General features: G+C 37.2%; 15 protein-coding genes. 7 read left to right on the top strand and 8 right to left on the bottom strand.

The features are described from left to right. The first annotated feature begins 10 nt into the window (after positions 1-10). Together ACTB0X_RS05610 and ACTB0X_RS05605 are read left to right on the top strand one after the other, a co-directional pair. On the top strand, positions 11-187 hold the full coding sequence (locus ACTB0X_RS05610; RefSeq protein WP_463024130.1) for a DUF5522 domain-containing protein: 177 nt from the start codon (positions 11-13) through the stop codon (positions 185-187). Positions 188-192: 5 nt separating this feature from the next. Further along, positions 193-2,202 carry a urocanate hydratase gene (locus ACTB0X_RS05605; RefSeq protein ID WP_463024129.1) on the top strand — a complete coding sequence of 670 codons (2,010 nt, stop codon included), beginning with the start codon at positions 193-195 and terminating at the stop codon, positions 2,200-2,202. A gap of 326 nt (positions 2,203-2,528) precedes the next feature. Here ACTB0X_RS05605 and pheT read toward each other — a convergent pair whose 3' ends face one another. From pheT to ACTB0X_RS05575, 6 genes are all read right to left on the bottom strand, one after another. Next, positions 2,529-4,961 (bottom strand): phenylalanine--tRNA ligase subunit beta, encoded by a 2,433-nt coding sequence (gene pheT / locus ACTB0X_RS05600; RefSeq protein WP_463024006.1) that lies wholly within the window; start codon positions 4,959-4,961, stop codon positions 2,529-2,531. 82 nt (positions 4,962-5,043) lie between these two features. Continuing rightward, a complete protein-coding gene (locus ACTB0X_RS05595) occupies positions 5,044-5,952 on the bottom strand; it encodes a WD40 repeat domain-containing protein (RefSeq protein ID WP_463024005.1) in 909 nt (302 codons plus the stop codon). 249 nt (positions 5,953-6,201) lie between these two features. Further along, entirely contained in the window at positions 6,202-8,310 is a 2,109-nt protein-coding gene (gene recG, locus ACTB0X_RS05590) for an ATP-dependent DNA helicase RecG (RefSeq protein ID WP_463024004.1), read from the bottom strand. A 72-nt stretch (positions 8,311-8,382) separates the two neighbouring features. After that, on the bottom strand, positions 8,383-8,880 hold the full coding sequence (locus ACTB0X_RS05585) for a YkgJ family cysteine cluster protein (protein WP_463024128.1): 498 nt from the start codon (positions 8,878-8,880) through the stop codon (positions 8,383-8,385). 459 nt (positions 8,881-9,339) lie between these two features. Then, positions 9,340-11,415 carry a polyphosphate kinase 1 gene (gene ppk1 / locus ACTB0X_RS05580; protein ID WP_463024003.1) on the bottom strand — a complete coding sequence of 692 codons (2,076 nt, stop codon included), beginning with the start codon at positions 11,413-11,415 and terminating at the stop codon, positions 9,340-9,342. Positions 11,416-11,877: 462 nt separating this feature from the next. After that, a complete protein-coding gene (locus tag ACTB0X_RS05575) occupies positions 11,878-14,505 on the bottom strand; it encodes a valine--tRNA ligase (RefSeq protein ID WP_463024002.1) in 2,628 nt (875 codons plus the stop codon). Positions 14,506-14,992: 487 nt separating this feature from the next. Here ACTB0X_RS05575 and ACTB0X_RS05570 point away from each other — a divergent pair, with 487 nt between their 5' ends. From ACTB0X_RS05570 to ACTB0X_RS05560, 3 genes are all read left to right on the top strand, one after another. Further along, the gene (locus ACTB0X_RS05570) at positions 14,993-15,439 is read left to right on the top strand and encodes a DUF1573 domain-containing protein (RefSeq protein ID WP_463024001.1); all 447 of its coding nucleotides are present in this window, start codon (positions 14,993-14,995) and stop codon (positions 15,437-15,439) included. 269 nt (positions 15,440-15,708) lie between these two features. After that, entirely contained in the window at positions 15,709-16,902 is a 1,194-nt protein-coding gene (locus ACTB0X_RS05565) for a pyridoxal phosphate-dependent aminotransferase (RefSeq protein WP_463024000.1), read from the top strand. A 295-nt stretch (positions 16,903-17,197) separates the two neighbouring features. Then, positions 17,198-19,597 carry a gliding motility-associated C-terminal domain-containing protein gene (locus ACTB0X_RS05560; RefSeq protein WP_463023999.1) on the top strand — a complete coding sequence of 800 codons (2,400 nt, stop codon included), beginning with the start codon at positions 17,198-17,200 and terminating at the stop codon, positions 19,595-19,597. 88 nt (positions 19,598-19,685) lie between these two features. Here ACTB0X_RS05560 and ACTB0X_RS05555 read toward each other — a convergent pair whose 3' ends face one another. Together ACTB0X_RS05555 and ACTB0X_RS05550 are read right to left on the bottom strand one after the other, a co-directional pair. Then, positions 19,686-20,540 (bottom strand): toxin-antitoxin system YwqK family antitoxin, encoded by an 855-nt coding sequence (locus ACTB0X_RS05555; protein WP_463023998.1) that lies wholly within the window; start codon positions 20,538-20,540, stop codon positions 19,686-19,688. 80 nt (positions 20,541-20,620) lie between these two features. Then, entirely contained in the window at positions 20,621-21,886 is a 1,266-nt protein-coding gene (locus tag ACTB0X_RS05550; protein WP_463023997.1) for an exo-beta-N-acetylmuramidase NamZ family protein, read from the bottom strand. Positions 21,887-21,898: 12 nt separating this feature from the next. Here ACTB0X_RS05550 and ACTB0X_RS05545 point away from each other — a divergent pair, with 12 nt between their 5' ends. Beyond that, positions 21,899-23,122, top strand: a complete 1,224-nt coding sequence (locus ACTB0X_RS05545; RefSeq protein WP_463023996.1) for an ABC transporter permease — start codon at positions 21,899-21,901, stop codon at positions 23,120-23,122. 81 nt (positions 23,123-23,203) lie between these two features. Next, entirely contained in the window at positions 23,204-24,568 is a 1,365-nt protein-coding gene (locus tag ACTB0X_RS05540) for a pyridoxal-phosphate dependent enzyme (RefSeq protein WP_463023995.1), read from the top strand. The last annotated feature ends 6 nt before the right edge of the window (positions 24,569-24,574 follow it).

Below are 24,574 nucleotides of genomic sequence, written 5' to 3'. Positions count from 1 at the left end.
CACGAACCCTATGGATGGATTTTCACCTTTTGATAAACTAGACCCAGAAGACTATTATACGTCGAAAGAAGGGTATATTGTTTTTACTGAAAAGTACCACCTAAAGCGAGGCTATTGTTGCAAAAATGGTTGCAAACATTGTCCGTATGGGTTTAATAAAGCAAACAAAAAAAGATTTCAGAAATGAGTACAATGCAACTAGAAGATTTCAAAAAGTCAGTTTTAGAAGGAATACCACAATCAATTCCTGCAAAAAAAGAGTATGATCCCAATATCAATCACGCTCCTAAGCGAAAGGAAATTCTAAATCAGGAAGAGAAAAAGTTAGCTCTAAAAAATGCATTGCGTTACTTTCCGAAAGAGCAACATAAAGAATTGGCTGCAGAATTCGCTGACGAACTAAAAACGTACGGTCGAATATACATGTATCGCTTTCGTCCGGATTACGAGATAAAAGCAAGAAAATTTACCGATTTTCCGCATCAATCGAAGCAAGCAGCCGGCATTATGCTCATGCTGAGCAACAACTTAGATTACGCTGTAGCTCAACATCCACATGAACTAATAACCTACGGCGGAAATGGAGCTGTATTTCAAAACTGGGCGCAATATCGCCTAACGATGAAATATTTGGCGGAGATGACAGACGAGCAAACATTAGCATTATACTCAGGTCATCCGATGGGTTTATTTCCATCACATAAAGATGCACCAAGAGTGGTAGTGACCAACGGTATGGTGATTCCGAATTACAGTAAGCCAGACGATTGGGAGAAATTCAACGCTTTGGGCGTAAGTCAATATGGACAGATGACAGCCGGATCTTTTATGTACATTGGCCCACAGGGGATTGTGCATGGAACTACGATTACTGTTTTGAATGCAGGACGAAAAATTGCTAAAATTCCCGGAGAAGGTTTGGGTGGGAAATTATTCATCACTGCAGGTTTAGGAGGCATGTCGGGTGCACAACCAAAGGCTGCTAAAATTGCAGGTGCGGTGAGTATTACTGCAGAAGTGAATCCAAAAGCGACACATACCAGACACAGCCAAGGTTGGGTAGATGAAGTGTTCACCGATTTGGATGAATTACTAGCTCGAACCAAACAAGCTCAGAACAATAAAGAAGCCGTTTCATTGGCTTACCAAGGCAACATTGTAGACTTGTGGGAGAAATTAGTCAAAGAAGATTTTCATGTCGATTTGGGTTCAGATCAAACTTCATTGCACAACCCTTGGGCAGGTGGATATTACCCTGCAGGAATGAGTTTTGAAGAAGCCAACCGAATGATGGCGGAAGAGCCGAAAGCATTTAAAACCGCCATTCAAGACACATTGATAAGACACGCTGCAGCGATTAATAAATTATCAGCAAAAGGCATGTATTTTTTCGATTATGGAAATGCATTTTTATTGGAAGCATCCAGAGCAGGAGCTGATGTGATGAAAAACAAAGTCGACTTTAAATATCCATCATATGTTCAAGACATTCTTGGGCCAATGTGTTTTGACTACGGATTCGGTCCTTTTAGATGGGTTTGTGCTTCAAACGACCCAAAAGATTTAGAAATAACCGACCGAATTGCGACAGAAGTATTGGAAAAAATGGCTAAAACTTCACCACCTGAAATCACTCAGCAGATGCAAGACAACATCACTTGGATCAAAGCTGCAGGTGAAAATAAAATGGTGGTGGGTTCGCAAGCTCGAATTCTATATGCCGATGCAGAAGGAAGAATGAAGATTGCTGAAGCGTTTAATAAAGCTGTTGCTTCTGGTGAATTGTCTGCTCCCATTATTTTGGGAAGAGATCACCACGATGTTTCCGGTACAGATTCTCCTTATAGAGAAACATCCAATATTTATGATGGATCACAATTTACGGCTGATATGGCCATTCAAAATGTGATTGGAGATTCATTTAGAGGTGCCACTTGGGTATCTATCCACAATGGTGGCGGCGTAGGCTGGGGTGAAGTAATCAATGGTGGTTTTGGAATGATGCTAGACGGCACTGCCGACAGTGACAGACGCTTAAAATCAATGTTGCATTGGGATGTAAACAATGGTATTGCTCGCAGAAACTGGGCTAGAAATGACGAAGCTATTTTCGCCATTAAACGCGCCATGGCAGCAGAACCTTTATTGAAGGTTACACTTCCGAATATTGCTGATGATGCAGATTTGGAGGGGTTGTTTTAGTTATTAAGCCTTTGTAAATGCTTCGACTCCGCTCTGCATGACAAAGGAAAAGATAAACAGAAAGGCTTTTGGAAACTGAAGCCCTTTATTTGTTGTTAAACCGCAAGGGGCGCTAAGTAGGAATTGTTAAGTCAGGCTCTGGGTGAGCAAAAAACAAATCCATTATCTATGCTTCACTTCGGCGCGCTCAGTATAAACTTAAAAAATTCTGGATGACAAAGGAAAGAAACACCATTAATCTATAAAACAGGAATTGCAAAGTATTCTTCATTGTTAAATTCTAACATGAAAAAATTGATACATTGCTACATTAACCTATTGATAAATTAACGCAGTTCCGCTCCCAACTCCTTCCGATAGGTCTTGATCAACTTCTCCATTACCTTTTCGATTTGGACATCAGTCAGCGTTTTGTCATCGTCACCGAAAGTAAAACTAACGCCGTAAGATTTCTTTCCTTCAGCTAGGTTCTTTCCTTGGTAAACATCAAATAGGTTCACTTCTTTCAACAGCTTTCGCTCCTGATTTTGCGCCAATTGTTCGATTTGCTCAAATTGAATTCCATTGTCAATCAACAATGCTAAATCTCTTCGAACCGTTGGAAACTTAGAAATCGGAGAATATTGAACCGCTTTAGTTGAAACCAACTTCAACACATTGTCCCAATTAAAATCGGCATAGAACACTTCTTGAGCAATATCAAACTGCTTTCTCAATTTCGCACTTATAGCTCCAAAAGTTACCAATGGTCGTTTATTTAAAGTATAAGAAATTCCATAGGCGAATTGCTCGTCATTGGTAACTTCTGCCGTCTCCAATCGTCCTTTTAATCGCAACTTCTGGATGATTAACTCTACTTGATTCTTTAAATTGTAGAAATCTGCATTCACTGATTTGGATTGCCAGTTTTCAGTTTGGCTAGTTCCTGTCATCAATAAAGCCACTCGCTTAATCTCTTTGTATTTTCCTTCTTCTGTTCTGAAATAGGTCTTTCCGAATTCATATAATTTCAATCGGTCTGACTTTCGGTTGATGTTATACCTCAACGTATCCAATCCACCAAACAATAAATTTTGACGCATCACACTTAAGTCAGAGCTCAATGGATTTAGCATTTCCACAACATCATTACCTAGTTTATCGTCTGTTTTATACAAACTAGCAGCCGTTAAAGAATTGTTCCAAATCTCGTAAAATCCGTTGTCGGTCATTAAGTTAGAAACACTGTTCTGAATTTCTTCAGCATCTGGTTTTGGTGCATAGGATAATGACGACTTCAAAAAGTCTGGCATCTCAATGTGGTTGTACCCAAAGATTCTTAATATATCTTCAATCACATCAATTTCACGCTGCACATCTACTCGGTAAGGAGGAACAGACAAACTTAAAACGCCATCCTTTTCTGCCTTTATTTCTATTTCTAAATCAGTTAAAATTTGCTTGATTCGCTCCTCTCCTATTTCCTGACCAATGATTCTATTGCAGTTGGCAATGGAAAAATCAAACTCAAAGTTGGCAATCGGATTTGGGTAGATGTCATTGATCTCACTTGAAATCTCACCACCTGCTAATTCTTGAATCAACAAAGCCGCTCTTTTCAAAGCATAAATCGTAATATTTGGATCAGTTCCTCTTTCGTAACGGAAAGAAGCATCTGTGTTTAATCCATGTCTTTTCGCCGTTTTACGAACTGAAACAGGATTAAAGTAAGCACTCTCTAAAAATACATTTGTAGTTGAAGTCTTTACGCCACATTTTTCGCCACCAAAAACACCTGCGATACACATGCCTTCTTTTGCATTGCAAATCATCAAGTCTTTGTCAGATAACTTTCTTTCTACACCGTCTAAGGTTACAAAAGCAGTTTCTTCTGGTAATTGTTTCACGATTACTTTGTCTCCAACAATTTTATCGGCATCAAACGCATGAAGCGGCTGCCCCATTTCGTGCAATACATAATTGGTCACATCCACCACATTATTGATCGGCTTTGCGCCAATTGTCAATAGGTGATTCTTCAACCAATTCGGACTATCCTTTACCTCCACTCCTGAAATAGTTACAGAAGAATAACGCGGACAAGCTTCTTGATCTTCAATGGAAACCGCAATCGTTCTTGATGTATTCGCTACTTTAAATGCGTCAACTGATTGCTTTATTAATTCGGCCGCTTTATCGTATCGTTTTAATACAGCCACTAAATCTCTAGCTACTCCAAAATGTGATGCTGCATCAGCTCTGTTTGGCGTTAAGCCAATTTCTATCATCCAATCGCTTTCAACATTGAAATATTCGGCAGCAGGAGTACCAACAACTGCATTGGGATCCAAGACCATGATTCCATCGTGACCTTTTCCCAATCCGATTTCATCTTCTGCACAAATCATCCCTTCGGAAACTTCACCTCTTATTTTTGATTTCTTGATTTTAAAAGATTCTCCATCGATTGGAAATAGCTCTGCTCCAACAGTTGAAACAACTACTTTTTGTCCCACTTCCACATTGGGTGCACCACAAACAATACTCAACGGCTCTCCGCTTCCAACATTTACGGTCGTGCAATTCAATTTATCAGCATCAGGATGTTTTACTTTGGTCAAAACTTCACCGATTATAATGCCTTTCAAACCACCTTTGATGGTTTCTACCTCTTCCATTCCTTCTACTTCTAATCCACAATCGGTTAGATAAATAGAAGCTTCTTGAGGAGTAATATCAACTTTGATGTAATTGCGTAACCAACTGTATGCTATCTTCATGGAATAATGGAATCAAAAATTAAAAGAACAAAGATAAAAAAACGCTTAGATAGTAAAGGCCTGCGAATCGATTAAATGTGATTTATACCGATTTAACTTGCCACACTTTCACTCGTCGATCGTCTCCTGTACTGATCAATAAATCAGTTGAAGCTAAAGGCAAAAGTGCATTCACCGAATGTGTGTGTCCTTTGTATTTTGGCAACTGAATTCGCTGCAGTGGTTTTAATGCATTCACATCCCACACTTTTATGGTTTTATCTCGACTAGCGGAATAGAAAAAGGATTGATTTAAATGTTGCTTCAAACTGTAAATCGCCCAATTGTGTGCAGGAAATTCATTGACTTTTTGATACATCATTAAGTCCCACTCTGCTAAATGTGCATTTTTTAATCCCACTAACAAATGCTGTTGATCATTGATATAAAGCAAAGAATTGACGCCCGAATCATGAGACAATATTTGTTTCGCTTCAAATGTATCCCCATCAATGAGGTGAACTTTTCCATCTCCACAACCAATCGCTAACTCGTTCCGTTTGGTTGAAAAAGTCAATTGTCTAATCTTTTGATCGGTCAATTTCACTTGATGGATCAATTCAAAGTTTACTAAATTCCAAATGGAAATGCTTCCATCGCCTGACGCCACATAAAATTGCTTTTTATCTGCATTGTGTTTTATGTCGAACACATATTCTTTATGTGCTGCGAGTAATTTAATTTCCTTCTTTTGAGCTAAATCCAATACGTGAATTCCTCCACCAGTTTGCCCCACCAACAAAATGTTTTGCTCCGTTAAGTAGCACAAGGAAACAATCATAGCAGGAATTTGAGCAATTACTTTGTGCTCATCCGTGGCCACATCCCACAGTATTACTTTTCGATCTGAACCTGCAGAGAAAAAAGTTTCGGGAGTGGGTCCTTGCTCTAAGGCATAAACTGCTGCTTGATGTTCGTGGTATTCTTTTACGAAAGTTAGGATTTCTGTCAAAGCTTAGATTTTGGGGTAAAATTAAGGGTTTAAAAAGTGTTCTCCCTTAGATTTCGCTGATTTTCGCAGAAACATTTTAATGATTATTAACCGCAAAGGGCGCAAAGAATTTTCGCAAAGCCATGCCTGCGGCAGGCAGGTACGCTAAGGAAATTGATTCTGTAATAATGATTTATCTAGACTTCGACTCCGCTCAGTCTGACAAATAACTATTGACTTATTAAAATATTAACTGATTGAATAATTCAATTACGAAATCCGACTCCAATTCGTCTTCCCTCTTTGCTGTTCTCGGGCGAAAGCCAATATTGGTTGGTGCTCGGTCAATTGCAAATCCGGGTCTTTATCCAAAATATCTCTAGCCGCATTTCTCGCCATTTCTATCAACTGACCATCCTTGGCCAAATTAGTTAGCTTTAAGTTGACTGGCACGCCGCTTTGTTGAGTGCCCGACAAATCACCTGGACCACGTAATTTCAAATCTACTTCTGCTATTTGAAACCCATCATTGGTCTCGGTCATGGTTTTCATCCGCAATTTTCCATCGTCCGACAATTTATACCCAGTCATTAAATAACAATACGACTGTTCTGCTCCACGTCCTACTCTGCCTCTCAACTGATGCAATTGCGACAGACCAAAACGCTCTGCACTTTCAATCACCATCAAGGAAGCATTCGGCACATTAACGCCCACCTCGATAACTGTTGTGGCCACCATAATGTGGGTTTCGCCTTTCACAAAGCGCTGCATTTCTGCTTCCTTATTCTCATTGGTCATTTGTCCGTGCACAATGCTCACTTGATATTCAGGTCGAGGAAATTTATTCAACACATCATCAAAACCAGCTTGTAAATTCGCGTAATCCATCTTTTCTGATTCGTCAATTAATGGATAAACAATGTACACCTGACGACCTAATTTAATTTGCTCACGAAGCACGCCCCACAATCGCTCTCGTTTATTCTCAAACCAATGAAGTGTAGAGATTGGTTTCCGACCTGGTGGCAATTCATCAATAACAGAGACATCCAAATCTCCATAAAGCGTCATGGCTAGGGTTCGTGGTATTGGAGTGGCTGTCATCACTAAAATATGCGGCACTCCATTTTCATTTTTCTTCCACAATTTGGCTCGTTGTGCTACTCCAAATCGATGTTGTTCGTCAATGACACACAACCCAAGGTTTTGAAACTTGACTTTATCTTCTAAAAGTGCATGTGTTCCCACCAAAATATGGAGCTCGCCACTTTCTAATTCTTTGTGAATAATTCTTCGATCTTTGATCTTAACCGAACCAGTCAATAAGGAAATTTTAACTGGCATGCCTTCCAACATTTCTTGCAATGATATATAATGCTGTTGCGCTAAAATTTCCGTTGGCGCCATCAAGCATGCTTGAAATCCATTGTCCATCGCCATCAACATCGACATTAATCCCACCACTGTTTTTCCACTTCCTACATCTCCTTGCAGCAGTCGATTCATTTGTCGGCCGGTTCCCATGTCTTTCCGAATTTCTTTCAATACTCGTTTTTGAGCATTCGTCAATTCAAAGGCAAGGTTATTCTGATAGAAATAATTGAAATACTCCCCAATGGTTGGAAAAGCAAAGCCTTTCGTTTTATTGGTATTGATGAGTTTTAGTTTCAACAATTCCAATTGAATAAAAAACAACTCTTCAAACTTTAGTCTAAAAATAGCGCGCTTTAACAATTCTGTATTCTTCGGAAAATGCAATTGAATCAATGCCTTTTCCCTTGGCAGCAATTTATATTGCTCAATTAAATCAGCAGATAAATTCTCAGGAATTTTTCCAATCAATTGAGTAAAAAGATTCTTCTGTAGCTTGACAATATTCTTGGTGCTCAGCCCAGAATTATTCAACTTTTCGGTGGAAGTGTAAACGGCTTGGAGTGTCGATTGAATATTGTTTTTATACTCCACCAAAGTTTCTAGCTCCGGATGGACAATGCTCAGCGAATGATTGAATGCAGTGACTTTTCCAAACAGCACATACTTTACTCCTACTCGAACCGTTGAACCCAGAAATTTAATTCCCTTAAACCAAACCACTTGAATTCGACCAGTATCATCTTTGAAGGTTGCAGATAACCTTTTTTGCCGAGTTGCACCAATGGTTTCAATGTTCACAAATTCGCCTACAATTTGAATATAGGGCAAATCAGGATGCAGTTCTGAAATGGTATAGAACTTCGTTCGATCGACATATCGAAACGGATAATGCGTCATTAAGTCTCCAAACGTATGGATATTCAACCCTTTCTTCAGCAGCTCACCACGCTTAGGGCCAACTCCTTTCAGGTATTCAATAGACGTTTGTAATAATTGACTCATCACTTATTAAGATAGTCTATAAAAATAAGGGGATAATTTGGAAACTCCTTTAAAAGGGCGGTTAAATTGCAATTATCTATTGGCGGATTTGATTTTAATCTGCTCCACGATATCAGAAACAGCTGGACAAACAAAAGTGTTTTTATAAGTCAAATTTAAAATCTGATGCATTTTTCTGCGGTCGGTATGCGGATATTCCCGACAAGCATTTGGACGAGCTTCATACGCCATGCAATAGTTGTCGTCGGCTAGAAACGGACAAGGTGCAGATGGAAATACAAAGTCGTGCTCATCGTCTTCCACCAAATATTGGGTGACAAATTCAGCAGGTCGCATTTTGAAATGCTTGGCCATGCGTTCAATGTCTTTCTGCTGAAATATGGGTGAAGTTGTTTTGCAACAATTGCCACAATCCAAACAATCAATTTCATCAAAAGCTTCTTCATGCAACTCATGAAACTGCTGATCCAAATCTTTGGGTTTCTTCTTTTTCAATCGGTCTAAAAAAGCCTTATTCTCCTTTTTATTTTGATTGGCTCGATCAAGTTTATCGGTTAAAAAAGTTGGAATAGGCTTCAATAGTAAATGGTTTGATGATTGGAAAACAAATGTCGGATTTTTAGGATTGTTTATTTAACCACAAAGGTCACTAAGTTTTTCGCAAAGGGCGCTAAGGATCTTTCCATTATCACATTGATATATTTATGAATTGTTACATTGATATTTTTCTCCCGCAGATCAGCCAAAAGGCGGACAAGTTCTCGCTGATTTTCGCAGATAATGTAAGAATATTACTCAGCATCGGGCTTTTGGCCTTATGCTTTCAGCTTTGAGCTTTTCATATCCTTCATTTCGACATAACTCAATGTAAACTCAAAAAGCTCTGGATGAAAAAGCTAGTTGTAATAACACATTAACTTGTTAATTTAAAATACTAAAAAGGCAATAAAATTGGAAGTAAAGAAAAATTCACTTATTCATTGATTGACAAATTGACTTATTGATTCATTAATTCATTAATAAATTGACTTATTTAATCTTCGTCTCTAGCTTTCGCTTAAAATACTCATGAGTAGCAATCTGCGCCCGACATTCTTTATCCGAATTGGTCTTTACATATTCGTTTGTCAATTCTTCATCCCAGATTCTAGCCTTCTTATTGTCTTTTAACTGAATATTGATCATGTCAATCAACTCTTGCTTTATCTTCGGATCAAAAATAGGAACCGTTACCTCTACCCTTCGATCAATGTTTCTAGTCATCCAATCGGCTGAACCAATGTAAACTTTTGGGTCTCCACCATTTTGAAAGATCACAACCCTCGCATGCTCCAACAAACGATCTACTAAACTTATGGCGTGGATGTTCTTGCTGTAGGATTGTTGTGGGATTACGTTACAAATACTTCGAACAATCAAATTGATTTTTACTCCGGCTTCACTAGCTTCATACAGCACATTTGCCATTTCCTCATCATTGAGGTTGTTTACTTTTATCGTTACCCCTGAAGGTAAACCAGCTTTTGCATTTGCAATTTCAGCTTTCACCAATTTAATAAATTGCCTTCTTGTGTTAAACGGACTAACAATCAAATGTCTAAAAACATGTCGCTTGTAGTTATCCTTAAAGAAAGCAAATACTTTCTTTACTTCATTTGTAATCTTCGTATTGGCAGTTAAAAAAGAATGATCGCAATAAATCTCAGAAGTTTTCTCGTTAAAATTCCCTGTTCCGATGTGGGCGTAGTAAACATTTTTATTGGTCTCTTTTCTACGAATTAGGATGATTTTGGTGTGCACTTTTAACCCTGCAATTCCAAAATTCACTTTAATCCCTTCTTCTTGCAGCTTGTTGGCATAATAAATATTAGACTCTTCATCAAATCTAGCTTGAAGCTCAACGATTACAGTAACTGCTTTCCCATTTTTAGCTGCATTGATTAGCGCATTAATCACCTTGGAGTTTTTAGCCACTCGATATAACGTAATTTTTATGGACCTCACTTTGGGGTCAATTGCGGCTTCTCTCAACAAATCAATCACATAATTAAAGGATTGATAAGGATAAGACAATAAAATATCCTTTTCTCTAATGGCTGTAAACAAACTCACATGGCTCTCCAAGTATTTGTGCTTAACCGCAGGAAGTGGTTTATACCTCAACCGTTTTGCTCCAATCACAGGAAAGTCAATAAAATCTTTAAAGTTATGGTATCGACCACCAGCAACTATATTATCCTCTTCTTCTATAGCATTGTTTGACAGCAAGAAATCCAACAAATCAGAAGGCATTGTCTTATCATAAACAAACCGAACCGTGTCTCCTCTCTTGCGTGCTTTAATTCCCGACTCTAACTTTTCAATTAAACTCACCGAAACATTGTCTTCCATGTCCAGCTCCTCATCTCTAGTAAATTTGATGGTGTACGCTTCTACATTTTCGTATTCAAATATGGCATAAATTTCTCCTAAACAAAATCGAATCACATCATCTAAAAGAATGATGTATTTTTTCCCTTCTTCCTCAGGTAGAATATAAAAACGAGAAATTATTTGTGAAGGAATTTCAATAATGGAATACTGAATGTCTTTTTTAGAAGAACCCTCTCCATTGTATAATTTAACTGCAAAATAAATCCCTTTTCCATTTAAAGTTGGAAATGGACGTTTATCTTCTATCATTAGTGGAACCAATGATGGACGCACATGATTCCTGAAGTACTTCGTCACTTGCTCTCCCTGTTCAGGAGTTAGTTCATTCTCGTCGACAAGAAATATTTCTTGGTCAACTAATAGTCGTTTGAGTTCGGCATAGGTTTCTTCAAATTGAAGCAAGTGCTGCCGATTAATACTTAAAATTTCCTTTAAAGTTACCTTTGGATCATATCCTAAAATGGGAATGGCTTTTTTCCCGTATTCTATCATGCGACTAATGGTAGCCACACGAACTCTAAAAAACTCGTCTAAGTTATTGGAATAAATACCCAGAAAGCGCATCCGCTCCAACAGTGGAACATTTGGATCCATCGCCTCTTGCAATACGCGTTCGTTAAATGATAACCAACTGATTTCTCTATTTTGATATTTCCAATCCTTTCTTGCCATGATAGTCTAATATTCGATGCAAATTAAAATGAAATTCAGCTAATGAAAGTTAAAATACTATTAATAATTTTTTTAAACTGGTTGGGTACAAATTCTCGAATAGACTAGTTTTATGGTTTAATAAAACATTCTCACTCACTTCTAAATTCAATGCATTCTACCATCAATTATAAGATTCAAGGAAATATCACCCTTACAGGGTTCTTTGATACTATGAATTATATACTATAATAATAACACTCCTTCGGAGTTCAAATTTTATTAATTAACTGATTCACTCTTTGACCTATTCACTTATTGATTTTTTCACCACAAAGGCACAAAGGCTTCGCGAAGCAAAAAGCCCTAACTTGTAACAAAACAGCAACTTAACCCTCATTGCGCATTAATTGGCTGACAGATGGAATTGCGGAGCAATTCAAAAATTAACAATTCACCATTAATAATTCACCATTAAAAGAATTACCCCAAGTTCACCAACTGCTCTTCCAATACAGCAATCCTCGCTTTGGCATCGTCCATCTTTTTCTTCTCAATGGCTACCACTTCTTCTGGTGCATTGTTTACAAATCGTTCGTTGCTCAATTTCTTCTCCACTCCTTTCATAAAGCCTTTGGTATAGTCCAATTCTTTCTGAATTTTTTCTTTTTCAGCTTCCACATCAATGGCTCCTGAAACAGGAATAAAGAATTCATTTTTACCAATAACGATAGACATGGCTTCGTCAACTTTATCAGTTACAAATTCCAACTCTTCAATATTTCCCAACTTGGTCATTACCGAATCAAACGACTTATTATAGGTATCGTTCAATTTTACTTTCAATTGAATGGCATCCTTATTCGGGATATTTTTCGATTTTCTAAAGTTTCTTATTGCTGATACAATCTCTTTAGTATAATCGAAATCAGCTAACAGTTTTTCATCCGGTGTTCCGATGGCTGGCCATTGTGCTACAATCAGACAATCCTTGGCTTCACGATCAGCAATTAAGTGCCAAAGCTCTTCTGAGATAAATGGCATAAACGGATGAATCACCTTTAAGATTCGCTCAAAATTCACAATCGTTGCATCAAAAGTAGCTCTATCAATCGGCTGCTGATAAGCCGGCTTAATCATCTCTAAATACCAAGAACAGAATTCATCCCAAACTAATTTATAAGTCGACATTAACGCATCAGACATTCGGAATTTACCGTAATGATCTTCAATCGTAATTAATGTTTCATTCAATTTATGGTCAAACCATTCAATGGCTTTTTTAGAACTCTCTGGTTGCTCAATGTCTGCGATTTCCCATCCTTTTACCAATCGGAATGCATTCCAAATTTTGTTGCTAAAGTTTCTTCCTTGCTCGCATGAACTTTCATCAAACAATAAGTCATTTCCTGCAGGCGAACTGAATAACATACCAATACGAACACCATCAGCGCTGTACTTTTCAATCAACTCAATCGGGTCAGGTGAATTTCCTAATGACTTAGACATTTTACGTCCTTGCTTATCGCGAACGATACCAGTGTAATACACATTCTTAAACGGTGGCAAGTCTTTGTATTCATAACCAGCCATAATCATACGTGCTACCCAGAAAAACATAATTTCAGGAGCAGTTACTAAATCATTGGTTGGGTAATAATAGTTGATGTCTTTATTATCAGGATCTTTAAATCCATCAAAAACAGAAATAGGCCACAACCATGAAGAGAACCAAGTATCTAGGCAATCTTCATCTTGTCTTAAATCAGCAACAGTTAACCCTGTATTTCCAGACTTCTCCTTTGCTAAATCCAATGCTAACTCTGCAGTGGCAGCAACCACATAATCATTGGCTCCATTGCCAAAGTAAAAAGCAGGAATCTGATGACCCCACCACAATTGACGCGAAACACACCAATCTTTGATGTTTTCCATCCAATGCTTATATGTATTCTTGGTATTCGCAGGATAGAATTTGATGGTATCGTCCATTACTTTATCCAAAGCAGGAGCAGCCATTTCTTTCATCTTACAAAACCACTGCATCGATAATTTAGGTTCGATAACAGCATTGGTTCGTTCTGAATAACCCACCTTATTTTGGATGTCTTCTTCTTTTATTAAAGCACCCTTTTCTTTTAAGTCTTTTGCGATTTGTTTTCTTACGTCAAATCGATCCTGACCGATATATAATTGTGCCGCTTCACTTAATGTACCATCATCGTTTAAAATGTCGATACTTTCTAAATTGTGGCGAATTCCCAATTCGTAATCATTAATGTCGTGCGCAGGTGTTACTTTCAAACAACCTGTTCCAAATTCTACATCTACGTATTCATCTTGAATAATTGGAATAACTCTTCCTATTAAAGGAACAATCGCTTTCTTTCCTTTAAGGTGAGTATATCGCTCATCAGTTGGATTGACACAAATTGCAGTATCACCCAAAATCGTCTCCGGACGAGTAGTAGCGATCGTTAATACCTCTTCACTACCTTCAACTTGATATTGGATGTGGTAAAACTTAGAATTTACTTCTTTATGTACAACTTCTTCATCAGAAAGAGCCGTTTGAGCAGAAGGATCCCAATTGACCATTCGAACTCCCCGGTAAATTAATCCTTTATTAAACAAGTCAATAAATACTTCTTGAACAGCAGCAGACAAATCATCTTCCATCGTAAATCGGGTACGTTCCCAATCACAAGAAGCGCCCAACCTTTTTAGCTGACTTAATATAGTTCCACCATATTCTTCCGTCCATTCCCAAGCGTGTTTTAAAAACTCCTCTCTAGTTAGGTCAGATTTATTGATTCCTTGTTTCTTTAATTTATCAACCACTTTTGCTTCAGTAGCAATGGAAGCATGGTCAGTTCCTGGAACCCAACATGCATTTTTACCCAACATACGCGCTCTTCTGACCAATACATCTTGGATGGTATTGTTCAACATATGCCCCATGTGTAATACACCGGTAACATTTGGAGGAGGAATTACGATGGTATACGCCTCTCTCTCATCTGGCTCAGAGTGAAAGAAATTTTGTTCCATCCAGTAGCTGTACCACTTCTTCTCCGACTCTATTGCGTTGTATGCTTTTGAAATTTCCATTAATGCGGTATTCTTGAGATTAAAAATTGATTTGCAAATTTATCAATTCCAGTTGTGCTATTCTAACGATTTTTTTAATTGTGTGAGGAGTGTTATAAAAAAGCTAACTGCTAAAATTTTCACCACAAAGGCACAGAGAGCACGAAGGCTTCGCGAAGTATAAAACAAACATCTCTAAGCTCTAACTTCTTTCTTATTATCTCTTGCTTCTAACCTCTAACAGCGGAGCGGTCTAATCTCTGAGATTTCACCACAAAGGCACAAAGAACACAAAGGCTTCGCTAAGAAAAAACAAAAACCTCTTGCTTCTAACCTCTAACAGCGAAGCGGTCTATTCTCTCATTTTTCAAATCTCTAAATTAATTGACTTATTCACTCATTAACTTATTCACTGATTCAACAAGAAAAAGTGTTAAAGAACTGTTAACACATTTTTTCCAAAAGCATTTTATCTCTAAATTTGAGACAATCTTAAAAAACAAGAGTCATGAAAAAAAGCATTTTACTATTTGGAATTCTAATCAGTTCAATCTTTGCAGTGAATGCACAGAGCTCAACAGCAAAACCAGCTGAGGACGGTCCTGAAATCACTTTCGACACGGAAGTTATTGATTACGGTACTATTGATCGTTATGCAGATGGCGTTCGTGAATTTTCATTCACAAACACTGGTAATCAGCCATTAATTATTTCTAACTCTAGAGGTTCTTGTGGATGTACTGTTCCCTCTTGGCCAAAAGAGCCTATTAAGCCAGGCGAAAAATCTTCTATCAAAGTTAAATATGCGACGGATAGAGTTGGACCAATTAACAAATCAGTTACTGTAACTTCAAACGCAACGAACCCAACTACAGTTTTAAGAATTAAAGGAACTGTAAAAGATGTACAAACAACACCAGAGAAATCAGCACCTGCTGGTCCGGTAGAAAACTAATATAAACTAAGTTACTGCGAATAACTTAATTTTTTCGAAAGCGTTTTGGCTAAGCCAAGACGCTTTTTTTATGATCTATTTTTTCATTTCGAATTAATACCGAAATGGAAAATAATACAGCCTAATATCGGCAATGCCTCATTCTACTGTTTGTTTTAGCAATCGGCATTTACCACTGTAAGATTTAAAAAAATGAGTCCATTTTTTAAATCACATTGGTATAATAGAAATAATGTTGAGTTTTGCAGTCGAATTTTAAAGAAAAGAATATGCCTCAAATATCTAACAGAGGGCAACAGATGCCCGAGTCACCGATTAGAAAATTGGTACCATTTGCAGAAAAAGCTAAAGCGCAAGGAAAAACAATTTTCCAATTGAACATCGGCCAGCCTGACATCGCGACTCCTGAAGTAGCTTTGGAAGCAGTACATAATTATGAGCCAAAAGTAATCGAGTACAGTCACTCTGCCGGTTTTGAAAGTTATAGAAAAGGCTTAGCAGGTTACTACGACAACATCAGTAAAGGAATCACTTTTGAAGATATCATCGTTACAACTGGTGGATCTGAAGCGTTGATTTTTGGATTCATGAGTTGTCTAAATCCAGGTGATGAAGTGATAATCCCAGAACCATTTTATGCGAATTACAATGGTTTCTCTACTACAGCAGGAATCACTGTTAAGCCAATAGCCTCTTCCATTAAAAGTGGATTTGCGTTGCCTCCAATTGAAGAGTTTGAGAAAAACATTACCTCAAAAACCAAAGCCATTCTAATTTGTAATCCGGGTAACCCAACTGGTTATTTATATTCCAAAGCAGAATTAGAAGCATTGAGAGACATCGTGAAAAAACACGATTTATTCTTATTTGCTGATGAAGTATACCGTGAGTTTTGCTACGACAACAATGTTCATCATTCTGTTTTGAATCTAGAAGGAATTGAGCAAAACGTAGTTGTGGTAGATTCTGTTTCTAAGCGATACAGCATGTGTGGTGTTAGAATTGGAGCAATGATTAGCCGAAACAAAGCATTGATGGCAACCGCCATGAAATTTGCTCAAGCAAGATTGAGCCCACCATCATTAGGACAAGTAGCCGCTGAAGCAGCATTAAAAACGCCTCAGAGTTATTTTGATGGAGTAATCACTGAATATGTGCATAGAAGAGACATTTTAGTAGATGGTTTGAATGCGATTGATGGTGTGTTTTGTCCAAAACCAGGCGGCGCATTTTACGCAGTTGCTCAACTACCAGTTGAAGATGCAGGGCATTTTTGCCAGTGGATGTTGGAGTCGTTTGATTACAATGGAGAAACAGTTATGATGGCACCAGCAAGTGGATTTTACTCTACTCCAAGAAGCGGAATGAACGAAGTGAGACTAGCTTATGTGCTAGAAATTGACAAACTGAAGAAAGCATTGGTTTGCCTTGAAAAAGGGTTAGAAGCTTATAAAAGTAGATAAGAGTCTTTTTATTTTACGGACTTTAAAAGTCATCTTTTATCCTGTTATTTGGATGGAAGGTGACTTTTTTCATTTCGATCCGTTTGCAACTATTATGAAGAATTTGTCGTCATCTATGAAATTCCATGACCTAAAACACTCTAAAATGATGAAGTTTGAAGTACTTATCTGTTTTCAAATTCAAACTAAATTGTTTAACTGAAGAATAGAATGGCTGCCTTTTGCGATATCAGCGCAGCCATTCTTTTTTTTTACAAAAAACAACCCTTCAAGTTTATTTTTCGTCATCTGTAGTATGAGACGTTTTATATATTTGATCCTATTTCTTCCATTCACTTTATTCTCTCAAGATTTATACTTGAAGCAGTTTGATCATCCAACGAATAGTTCAGTAGGCAACCCAAAATTGTCCGAACTTAATGATGGAACCATCATAACTGTTGCTGAAAAAAATAACAGCCAAGGAATAAGAAACATAATGGTGTCTTCCTATAATCCTTGTGGCGATGTTTTGTGGTCAAAATTGATTGAACATCCATCAAGTATGCGAATGATAGAAACACAGTCTGATCAACTAGATAATACTGTCATTGCAGGATATTTTGTTAATGGTAGTTTTAGAGAACCATTTGTAATCAGTATTGCTAAAAACGGGACCATTAATTTCTTCAAAAAATATACTACCAACACGTCTAATTTAAGTTGTATTACCTATAGTTTGGACATCTCCACAAGCAATCAAATCTTAGTTTATATCAATTATGACAATACCACTCCAGGTCCAGCTAGCAGACCATCAATTCTAAAACTAAACCCAGATGGATCCATTGTTTGGTACAAGTTATACGATTTTCACTCATGGCATTATGGCTTTATGTTTGGAACCTCTGATGGAGGAGCTCTTTTTACAATGGACAAAACTTTTGTTAAACTAGATGATAATGGAAATATAGAATGGAGAAATGAATTTAATGGAAGAATCGACCCTATGAAAGGAATAGAAACTCCCTTTGGTTATGCCTTTTCGTCATTTGACCACTCTTCGGGCCAACCCATTAATTATTTGATGTTGAATAAAGATGGTTCAGTGCGCTGGAACATCAAAAACTTTAACACTTTCCTTCCCAATAGCTCAGTACTTCGAAAGAATGGGAACTTGTTGTATTTAGGAATGGATGGCACTTCTGGATTGAATACAACCCTTGAAATCGACCCATCAAATGGCAGTCAAGTGCTATTCAAAAAATTGATTCATCCATACCAAAATATCTCATTATCCGATTTCATAGAAGACAAAAATGGCAATATCTTAGCCAGTGGAATCACGCAAACTCAAATCATTCCAAAAATCACAATAGCCAAGTTGAATGATACGCTTTCACTGTTGAATTGCCCCGATTCCAATGTCACCGCAAACTACACCATTGATACATTATCAATCGCTCAGTTATCGCTACCATCCCATACAAACAGCACTGTCATCACTTCTACCGACGAACTATTTACTGTTACTAATCAGAACATTACTACAACCACACTTTGCAGTTATACAAAAGATAGAGGAAGTATTGAGCTAGGAAACGACACCATACTTTGCAGCGCTGAGAGTATCCGATTGGGCGATCAAAATTCTAATTTTGATGCATACCTATGGTCTACCGGAGCAACTACAAAAACCATTTTAGTGGACAAACCTGGACAATATATCTTATCTGTTATTGCTGCTTGCGATACCTTAAGAGATACTGTAACGATTAGCTACCAACCATTAATTTCAATTGATTTAGGAAAGGATACTTCATTCTGCAGCGGGGATTCTGTTTTGCTTCAAAGCAATACGGTATTGCCTAATTATACTTGGTCGAATGCTTCAACTACTGCATCAATTAAAGTGGGACAAGCCGGCATCTATTGGTTAGAAGCCTCCGATTTCTGCGGAACCGTTAGAGATTCGATAGAAATTACTGAAATTCCTCCTTTATCACCACTTTCACTTGGCAAGGACACTACTCTCTGCCCCAATGAATCGTTGGAGTTAACTGCAGGAGTTTATCCGAATTATTTATGGTCAACCAATGAAACGACTTCGACTATCACTGTTCAGGATTCCGGGATCTTTTGGGTTGAGGTTTATAATGGTTGCGACACTTTGAGAGACAGCATTTTTATACAAACTCATCCTTCTATAGAACCTTCTTTTGAAGTTATGCCTACTTTAATTAGAACAAGAGATTCTGTGCTGTTTACGAATACCACTCGAAATTCTTTTTCACCTCAGTGGCTGATAGAAAATCAAGTGGTGGGTAATCTTGAAAGTATTTACTATCAATTTAAATCTCCTGGATTTTATCCTGTTCTATTAATACTAAAGTCAGCGGAGGAATGTTCATTCGAAGTTCAAAAAACCATTGAAGTATTGCCTTCGAATTATACCATCCCCAATGTATTTACACCAAATGGCGATGGAATTAACGACTGTTTTGAGCCTACAGGAAATGATATTGTCCGCTTTAAGATTACAATACTCAACCGATGGGGTGTAACTATTTTTGACGAAAATGATGTTTGTTGGGACGGAAGAAATAAGAGCGGAGAAAAAGCAACTGATGGCACTTACTTTTATCAATTATCCATTCATTTTATAGATGGAAAGAAATTGAATACTAAAGGAACTTTGCAGTTGTTGAGTAAGTAGATTTTGCTTTTTAGATTTCGGAATGGGCTAGTTAGTTTCAACTATCAAGAAAATTTTCACGGACTGCAAGTCCGCGCTAACGGGTCTTTCACTTCCTAATGAACTTCTGAGTATTATCTTTACTAGGAAACAGAAGTCGCAAGTTTTTTAAGTTTTCAACATCTCTAACATATTGCTCTGTTCTTAATGCTATTCCATTTTCGACAATCTGAACAATGGCTGTATCTCCATTTTCAAGATATACAACACTCTTACCCATTGGTTTATTATTAATATAATCAGTTACGGCTCTGACATTACCATTTTCCCACCAAGTAATTAACTTTCCATTTGCCAGTCCATTTTTATATTGAGCTTCATATTGGATTTGATTAGAGTTAAAAAAATAGGTCCTCTCAAATCCACTGATTTTACCATCTTTATAAACCGTTTCATTTAGTGGAAAACCATTCTTATTGAACTCAGTAATTAACCCATGCAATAACCCATCTTTATAAGAACCTATTTCAAACTCAAAACTCGGATCATTTAAATAATACTTAAAATATGAGCCACTCCTTTTACCATTAAAAAAATTTACTCTTTCGATAATCTCAGTATACTCATCATTAAAATATATTCTACTTGTAAAGTCATATACACTATCAAAAATCCTATTATTCTCAAACTTCAACTTATATAATTGATAGCTATCTTGATTATCAAATACCGTTTTCCAAATCAAATTGCCATTATCAAATTCAAAGTTAACAGAATCTAAAATTTCATACCCTGAAGAATCTTCCATGTATCTTATGGGAACATAACCTATAACTCCATTTGCTAAAGTTTGATATGAAGTATCTACATAATATAATCCATCATTGCTATTTAAAAATGTTTGCCCAAAAACAAATGTTTGGAAAAAGTAAAAAAAATGTAAAATTATAATTTTGTTTCTCATAGTATTATCTAGGCACTGCCGTTCTTGGTGCAGCGTGAATTATAAAAATTTAAATCTAGAATGGTCGTGAACTAAAATTCTCAAAAATCCTCATACAACAAATACTTACTTCTCACTTCCTTTTGAAATTTCTCCAAACCTGGTTTCCATGAGGTTCTAATTTCATCTGCTGATAAATCCGATTTTATCTGAGCCTCCAATTGTCTGGTTCCGGCTAACAATAAAAAGAAATTGGTGAAAAACTCCTCCTTTTCAGGATACTGGCTATAACTGTCAATCAACCATTGTAAGTCTATCATCCCATTGTTTTTTAATCGCTCAGCGTCTTTGGTCAATAATCTACCAGAACAATTCACTCCTTTTAGTCTTGGATCTTTTGCACCATACATCGATTTTGGAGTAAATACATGGGAATACAACCTGAATGCAGGATGCCCAAACTGCTGAAAGGGTTTGTCCGTTCCTCTTCCAATGGAAATAGGTGTTCCTTCAAAAAAGCACAAGGAAGGATACAAATAAATGGCGTCCATATTGGGCAAATTCGGTGAAGGTTTCACAGGTAACTGATACCTGTCCTTGTGGGAGTAACCCAACATCGGGATTACTTTCAAATCGGCTTGAAGGTTATTTTTTAGCCACTTTTCTCCATTGATCATCTTCGCATATTCTCCGATGGTCATCCCATGAACCACAGGAATGGGATGCATGCCAACAAAAGAAGAATAGTCCTTTTCTAAAATTGGTCCATCGATATAATATCCATTCGGGTTCGGACGATCCAACACAACAACCTGAATATTATTTTCAGCGCAAGCTTCCATGACATAATGCAGCGTAGAAATGTAGGTGTAAAATCGTGCGCCAACATCTTGAATGTCGAAAATCATCACATCAATCCCTTTCAACATTTCTACCGAAGGTTTCTTGTTTTTCCCGTAAAGGGAATATATCGGCAGTCCAGTTTTTTCGTCTACCGAAGAATTTACTTTTTCACCAGCGTCAGCATCGCCTCGAAATCCATGCTCGGGACTGTACACTTTTTTGACTGCTACTTTTAGGGCCAACAAAGAATCTACTAAATGAACTTTTCCAACCATTGAACTGTGGTTTCCAGTTATCCCAACACTCTTGTCTTTTAGCAATGGAAGCAACAGGTTCATTTGCTCCGCACCTAAAACTAACTTTGTTTCTACTGGAGTGGATTTTTGAATTTGTGCTTCCGCTTTTTCAACGCGTTTCACCACATCATTACAAGCTACAAGGCTAAATGAAGCCGTAAAAAATAAAATCAGGAGGAGCGAAAATGCTTTTTTATATGAATACATCTTATTATTACCTTTGTCCATAAATATTACCCTTTGAATTTCGAACTTTTTACAGCCAAAAAAATCCTTCAAGGCAACAGCGAAGGTAATCGTTTTTCTGCACCCATCATACGAATTTCTATTTTAGCGATAGCTCTAGGTATGGCAGTTATGATTATTGCATTGGCTGTGGTGACTGGTTTTCAAACTGAAATTCGAAACAAAATAGTTGGATTTGGCTCACACATCAGCATCACTTCTTACAATACTGACAATCCACTCGAAGCCAAACCAATTGATAGAAATCAAGATTTCTATTCCTCCATCAAAGACAATCCAAAGGTGGATAACATACAGGTCTTTGCCAACAAAGGTGGAATAATAAAAACGGATGAAGACATTTATGGTATTGTGCTCAAAGGAATTGATTCCGATTTTGATTGGAGTTTTTTCGAGGACAAATTAGTGGATGGTTCTACTTTCTCCATTGAAGACAGCTCGAAAAGCGATGCCATTTTGATTTCAGAATATGTGGCAAATAAGCTCTTCTTAAAAGTTGGAGACGATATCAAAATTTATTTTATTCAAGAGCCTCCACGAATTCGAAAATTCAACATTTCGGGCATATACAATACTGGCTTTGGCGAGATGGATGAAGTCTTTGCAATCTGCGATATCCGACACATTCAAAAACTGAACGATTGGTCGGAAAATTTGGTAGCTGGATTCGAAGTCTCTATCAAAGATTTTAATGATTTAGAATCAGTAGATGAAGAAATTTATCAATCCATCGGATATAATTTCAATTCTACTAGCATTAAAAAATCACGTGCCGACATTTTTAATTGGCTAGAATTACAAGACATCAATGTATTTGTCATTATTATACTAATGCTTTTAGTTGCTGGAATAAATATCATCTCTGCATTGTTGATCATGGTGATCGAACGAACCAATATGATCGGAATATTAAAAGCAATTGGGGCAAACAACTTAAGCATTCGTAAGATTTTCTTGTACAGCGCCACTTACCTTGTAGGTGTTGGTTTGTTTTGGGGAAACTTAATCGGAATTCTTTTTTGTGTTCTTCAATCTCAATTCCAATTTTTAAAACTTGACCAAGATGCCTATTACATCGATCACGTGCCAATTGAAATCTCAACATTGGATATAATTGGGCTAAACTTAGGAACCTTATTGATTAGTATTGTAATGCTCTTAATTCCCTCTTTGATTATTTCCAAAATCTCTCCAGCGAAGGCGATTAAATTCGATTAGTTTTCTTTTCAAATAGAATGGTTTTCACTTCTATTTGGGTCATTAAAATGATACTTTTGTAATCGTAAAAAAAGAACGATCATGAAGTACTTCAATAATATCATAGAAACCATCGGAAACACGCCATTGGTTAAATTAAACAAAACGGTAGCTGATGTTCCTGCATTGGTTTTGGCCAAAGTAGAAACCTTTAACCCTGGTCACTCGATAAAAGATCGAATGGCTGTAAAAATGGTAGAAGATGCAGAAGCTGCAGGTTTATTGAAACCAGGTGGAACCATTATCGAAGGAACTTCAGGAAACACAGGAATGGGATTGGCGCTAGCAGCCATTGCAAAAGGGTACAAATTGATTTGTACGATGGCAGACAAGCAATCTCAAGAAAAGATTGACATTTTAAGAGCAATGGGTGCCGAAGTTATTGTAACTCCGACCAATGTTTCTTCTGACGATCCAAGATCCTATTATTCAGTTGCAAAAAAACTAAATGAAGATATTCCAAACTCGTTTTACCCGAATCAATACGACAACCTGTCGAATAGAAAAGCACATTACGAGCAAACTGGTCCTGAAATCTGGGAGCAGACGGATGGAAAAATTACTCACTTGGTAGTTGGTGTAGGTACTGGAGGAACAATCTCTGGAACAGCTAAATATTTGAAAGAACAGAATCCAAATGTGAAAATTTGGGGAATTGATACTTATGGCTCAGTGTTTAAAAAGTACCATGAAACGGGTGAATTTGATGAATCTGAAATTTACTCCTACTTAACTGAAGGAATTGGTGAAGATATTTTACCAAAGAATGTTGACTTCGGATTGATTGATAAGTTCGAAAAGGTAAGCGATAAGGACGGCATGTTAATGACCAGAAGATTAGCTCGTGAGGAAGGCTTATTCATGGGAAACTCTGCAGGTAGTGCCGTTGCCGGATTAAATCAGCTAAAAAACGAATTGACAAAAGACGATGTAGTAGTGGTTATTTTCCATGACCATGGTTCTCGATATGTAGGAAAAATCTTTAACGACGACTGGATGCGAGACAGAGGGTTTTTAGACAAAGAAAAAGCTAGGGCATTAGATTTGATTAAAAATCACAAAGACAAAACGTTGGTAACAGTAAATGACAACCATACCATTTCTGAAGCAATTGCTGTATTGACGAAATACAATATTTCTCAAGTGCCAGTAGTTAACGAATCAGGAGAATACGTTGGTTCATTAAACGATACAGAATTGTATGCAGCTTTGATTAAAAATCCAAAAATAGGCGAAGATAAAGTCAATTCAGTAATGGGCAAAGCGTATCCATTTGTTGAAGCAAATGCAACTATCGAAGACGTTTCCAAACAAATTGATAAAAATAACAGAGCAGTATTGATAAAAGATGCAGCAGGAATTGCTCACATCATCACGATTCACGACGTGATTGATTCTTTGAAATAAAACAAA

It is taken from the genome of Acidiluteibacter sp., from assembly GCF_055129545.1.
Note: the sequence above shows the minus strand (reverse complement) of the source record. Positions and strands in the feature narration are given on the sequence as shown.

Coding starts and splice junctions, on each gene's coding strand:
- ACTB0X_RS05610 (WP_463024130.1), top strand. CDS start 11: ATGGATGGATTTTCACCTTTTGATAAACTAGACCCAGAAGACTATTAT.
- ACTB0X_RS05605 (WP_463024129.1), top strand. CDS start 193: ATGCAACTAGAAGATTTCAAAAAGTCAGTTTTAGAAGGAATACCACAA.
- pheT (WP_463024006.1), bottom strand. CDS start 4,961: ATGAAGATAGCATACAGTTGGTTACGCAATTACATCAAAGTTGATATT.
- recG (WP_463024004.1), bottom strand. CDS start 8,310: ATGAGTCAATTATTACAAACGTCTATTGAATACCTGAAAGGAGTTGGC.
- ppk1 (WP_463024003.1), bottom strand. CDS start 11,415: ATGGCAAGAAAGGATTGGAAATATCAAAATAGAGAAATCAGTTGGTTA.
- ACTB0X_RS05575 (WP_463024002.1), bottom strand. CDS start 14,505: ATGGAAATTTCAAAAGCATACAACGCAATAGAGTCGGAGAAGAAGTGG.
- ACTB0X_RS05570 (WP_463024001.1), top strand. CDS start 14,993: ATGAAAAAAAGCATTTTACTATTTGGAATTCTAATCAGTTCAATCTTT.
- ACTB0X_RS05565 (WP_463024000.1), top strand. CDS start 15,709: ATGCCTCAAATATCTAACAGAGGGCAACAGATGCCCGAGTCACCGATT.
- ACTB0X_RS05560 (WP_463023999.1), top strand. CDS start 17,198: ATGAGACGTTTTATATATTTGATCCTATTTCTTCCATTCACTTTATTC.
- ACTB0X_RS05555 (WP_463023998.1), bottom strand. CDS start 20,540: ATGAGAAACAAAATTATAATTTTACATTTTTTTTACTTTTTCCAAACA.
- ACTB0X_RS05550 (WP_463023997.1), bottom strand. CDS start 21,886: ATGGACAAAGGTAATAATAAGATGTATTCATATAAAAAAGCATTTTCG.
- ACTB0X_RS05540 (WP_463023995.1), top strand. CDS start 23,204: ATGAAGTACTTCAATAATATCATAGAAACCATCGGAAACACGCCATTG.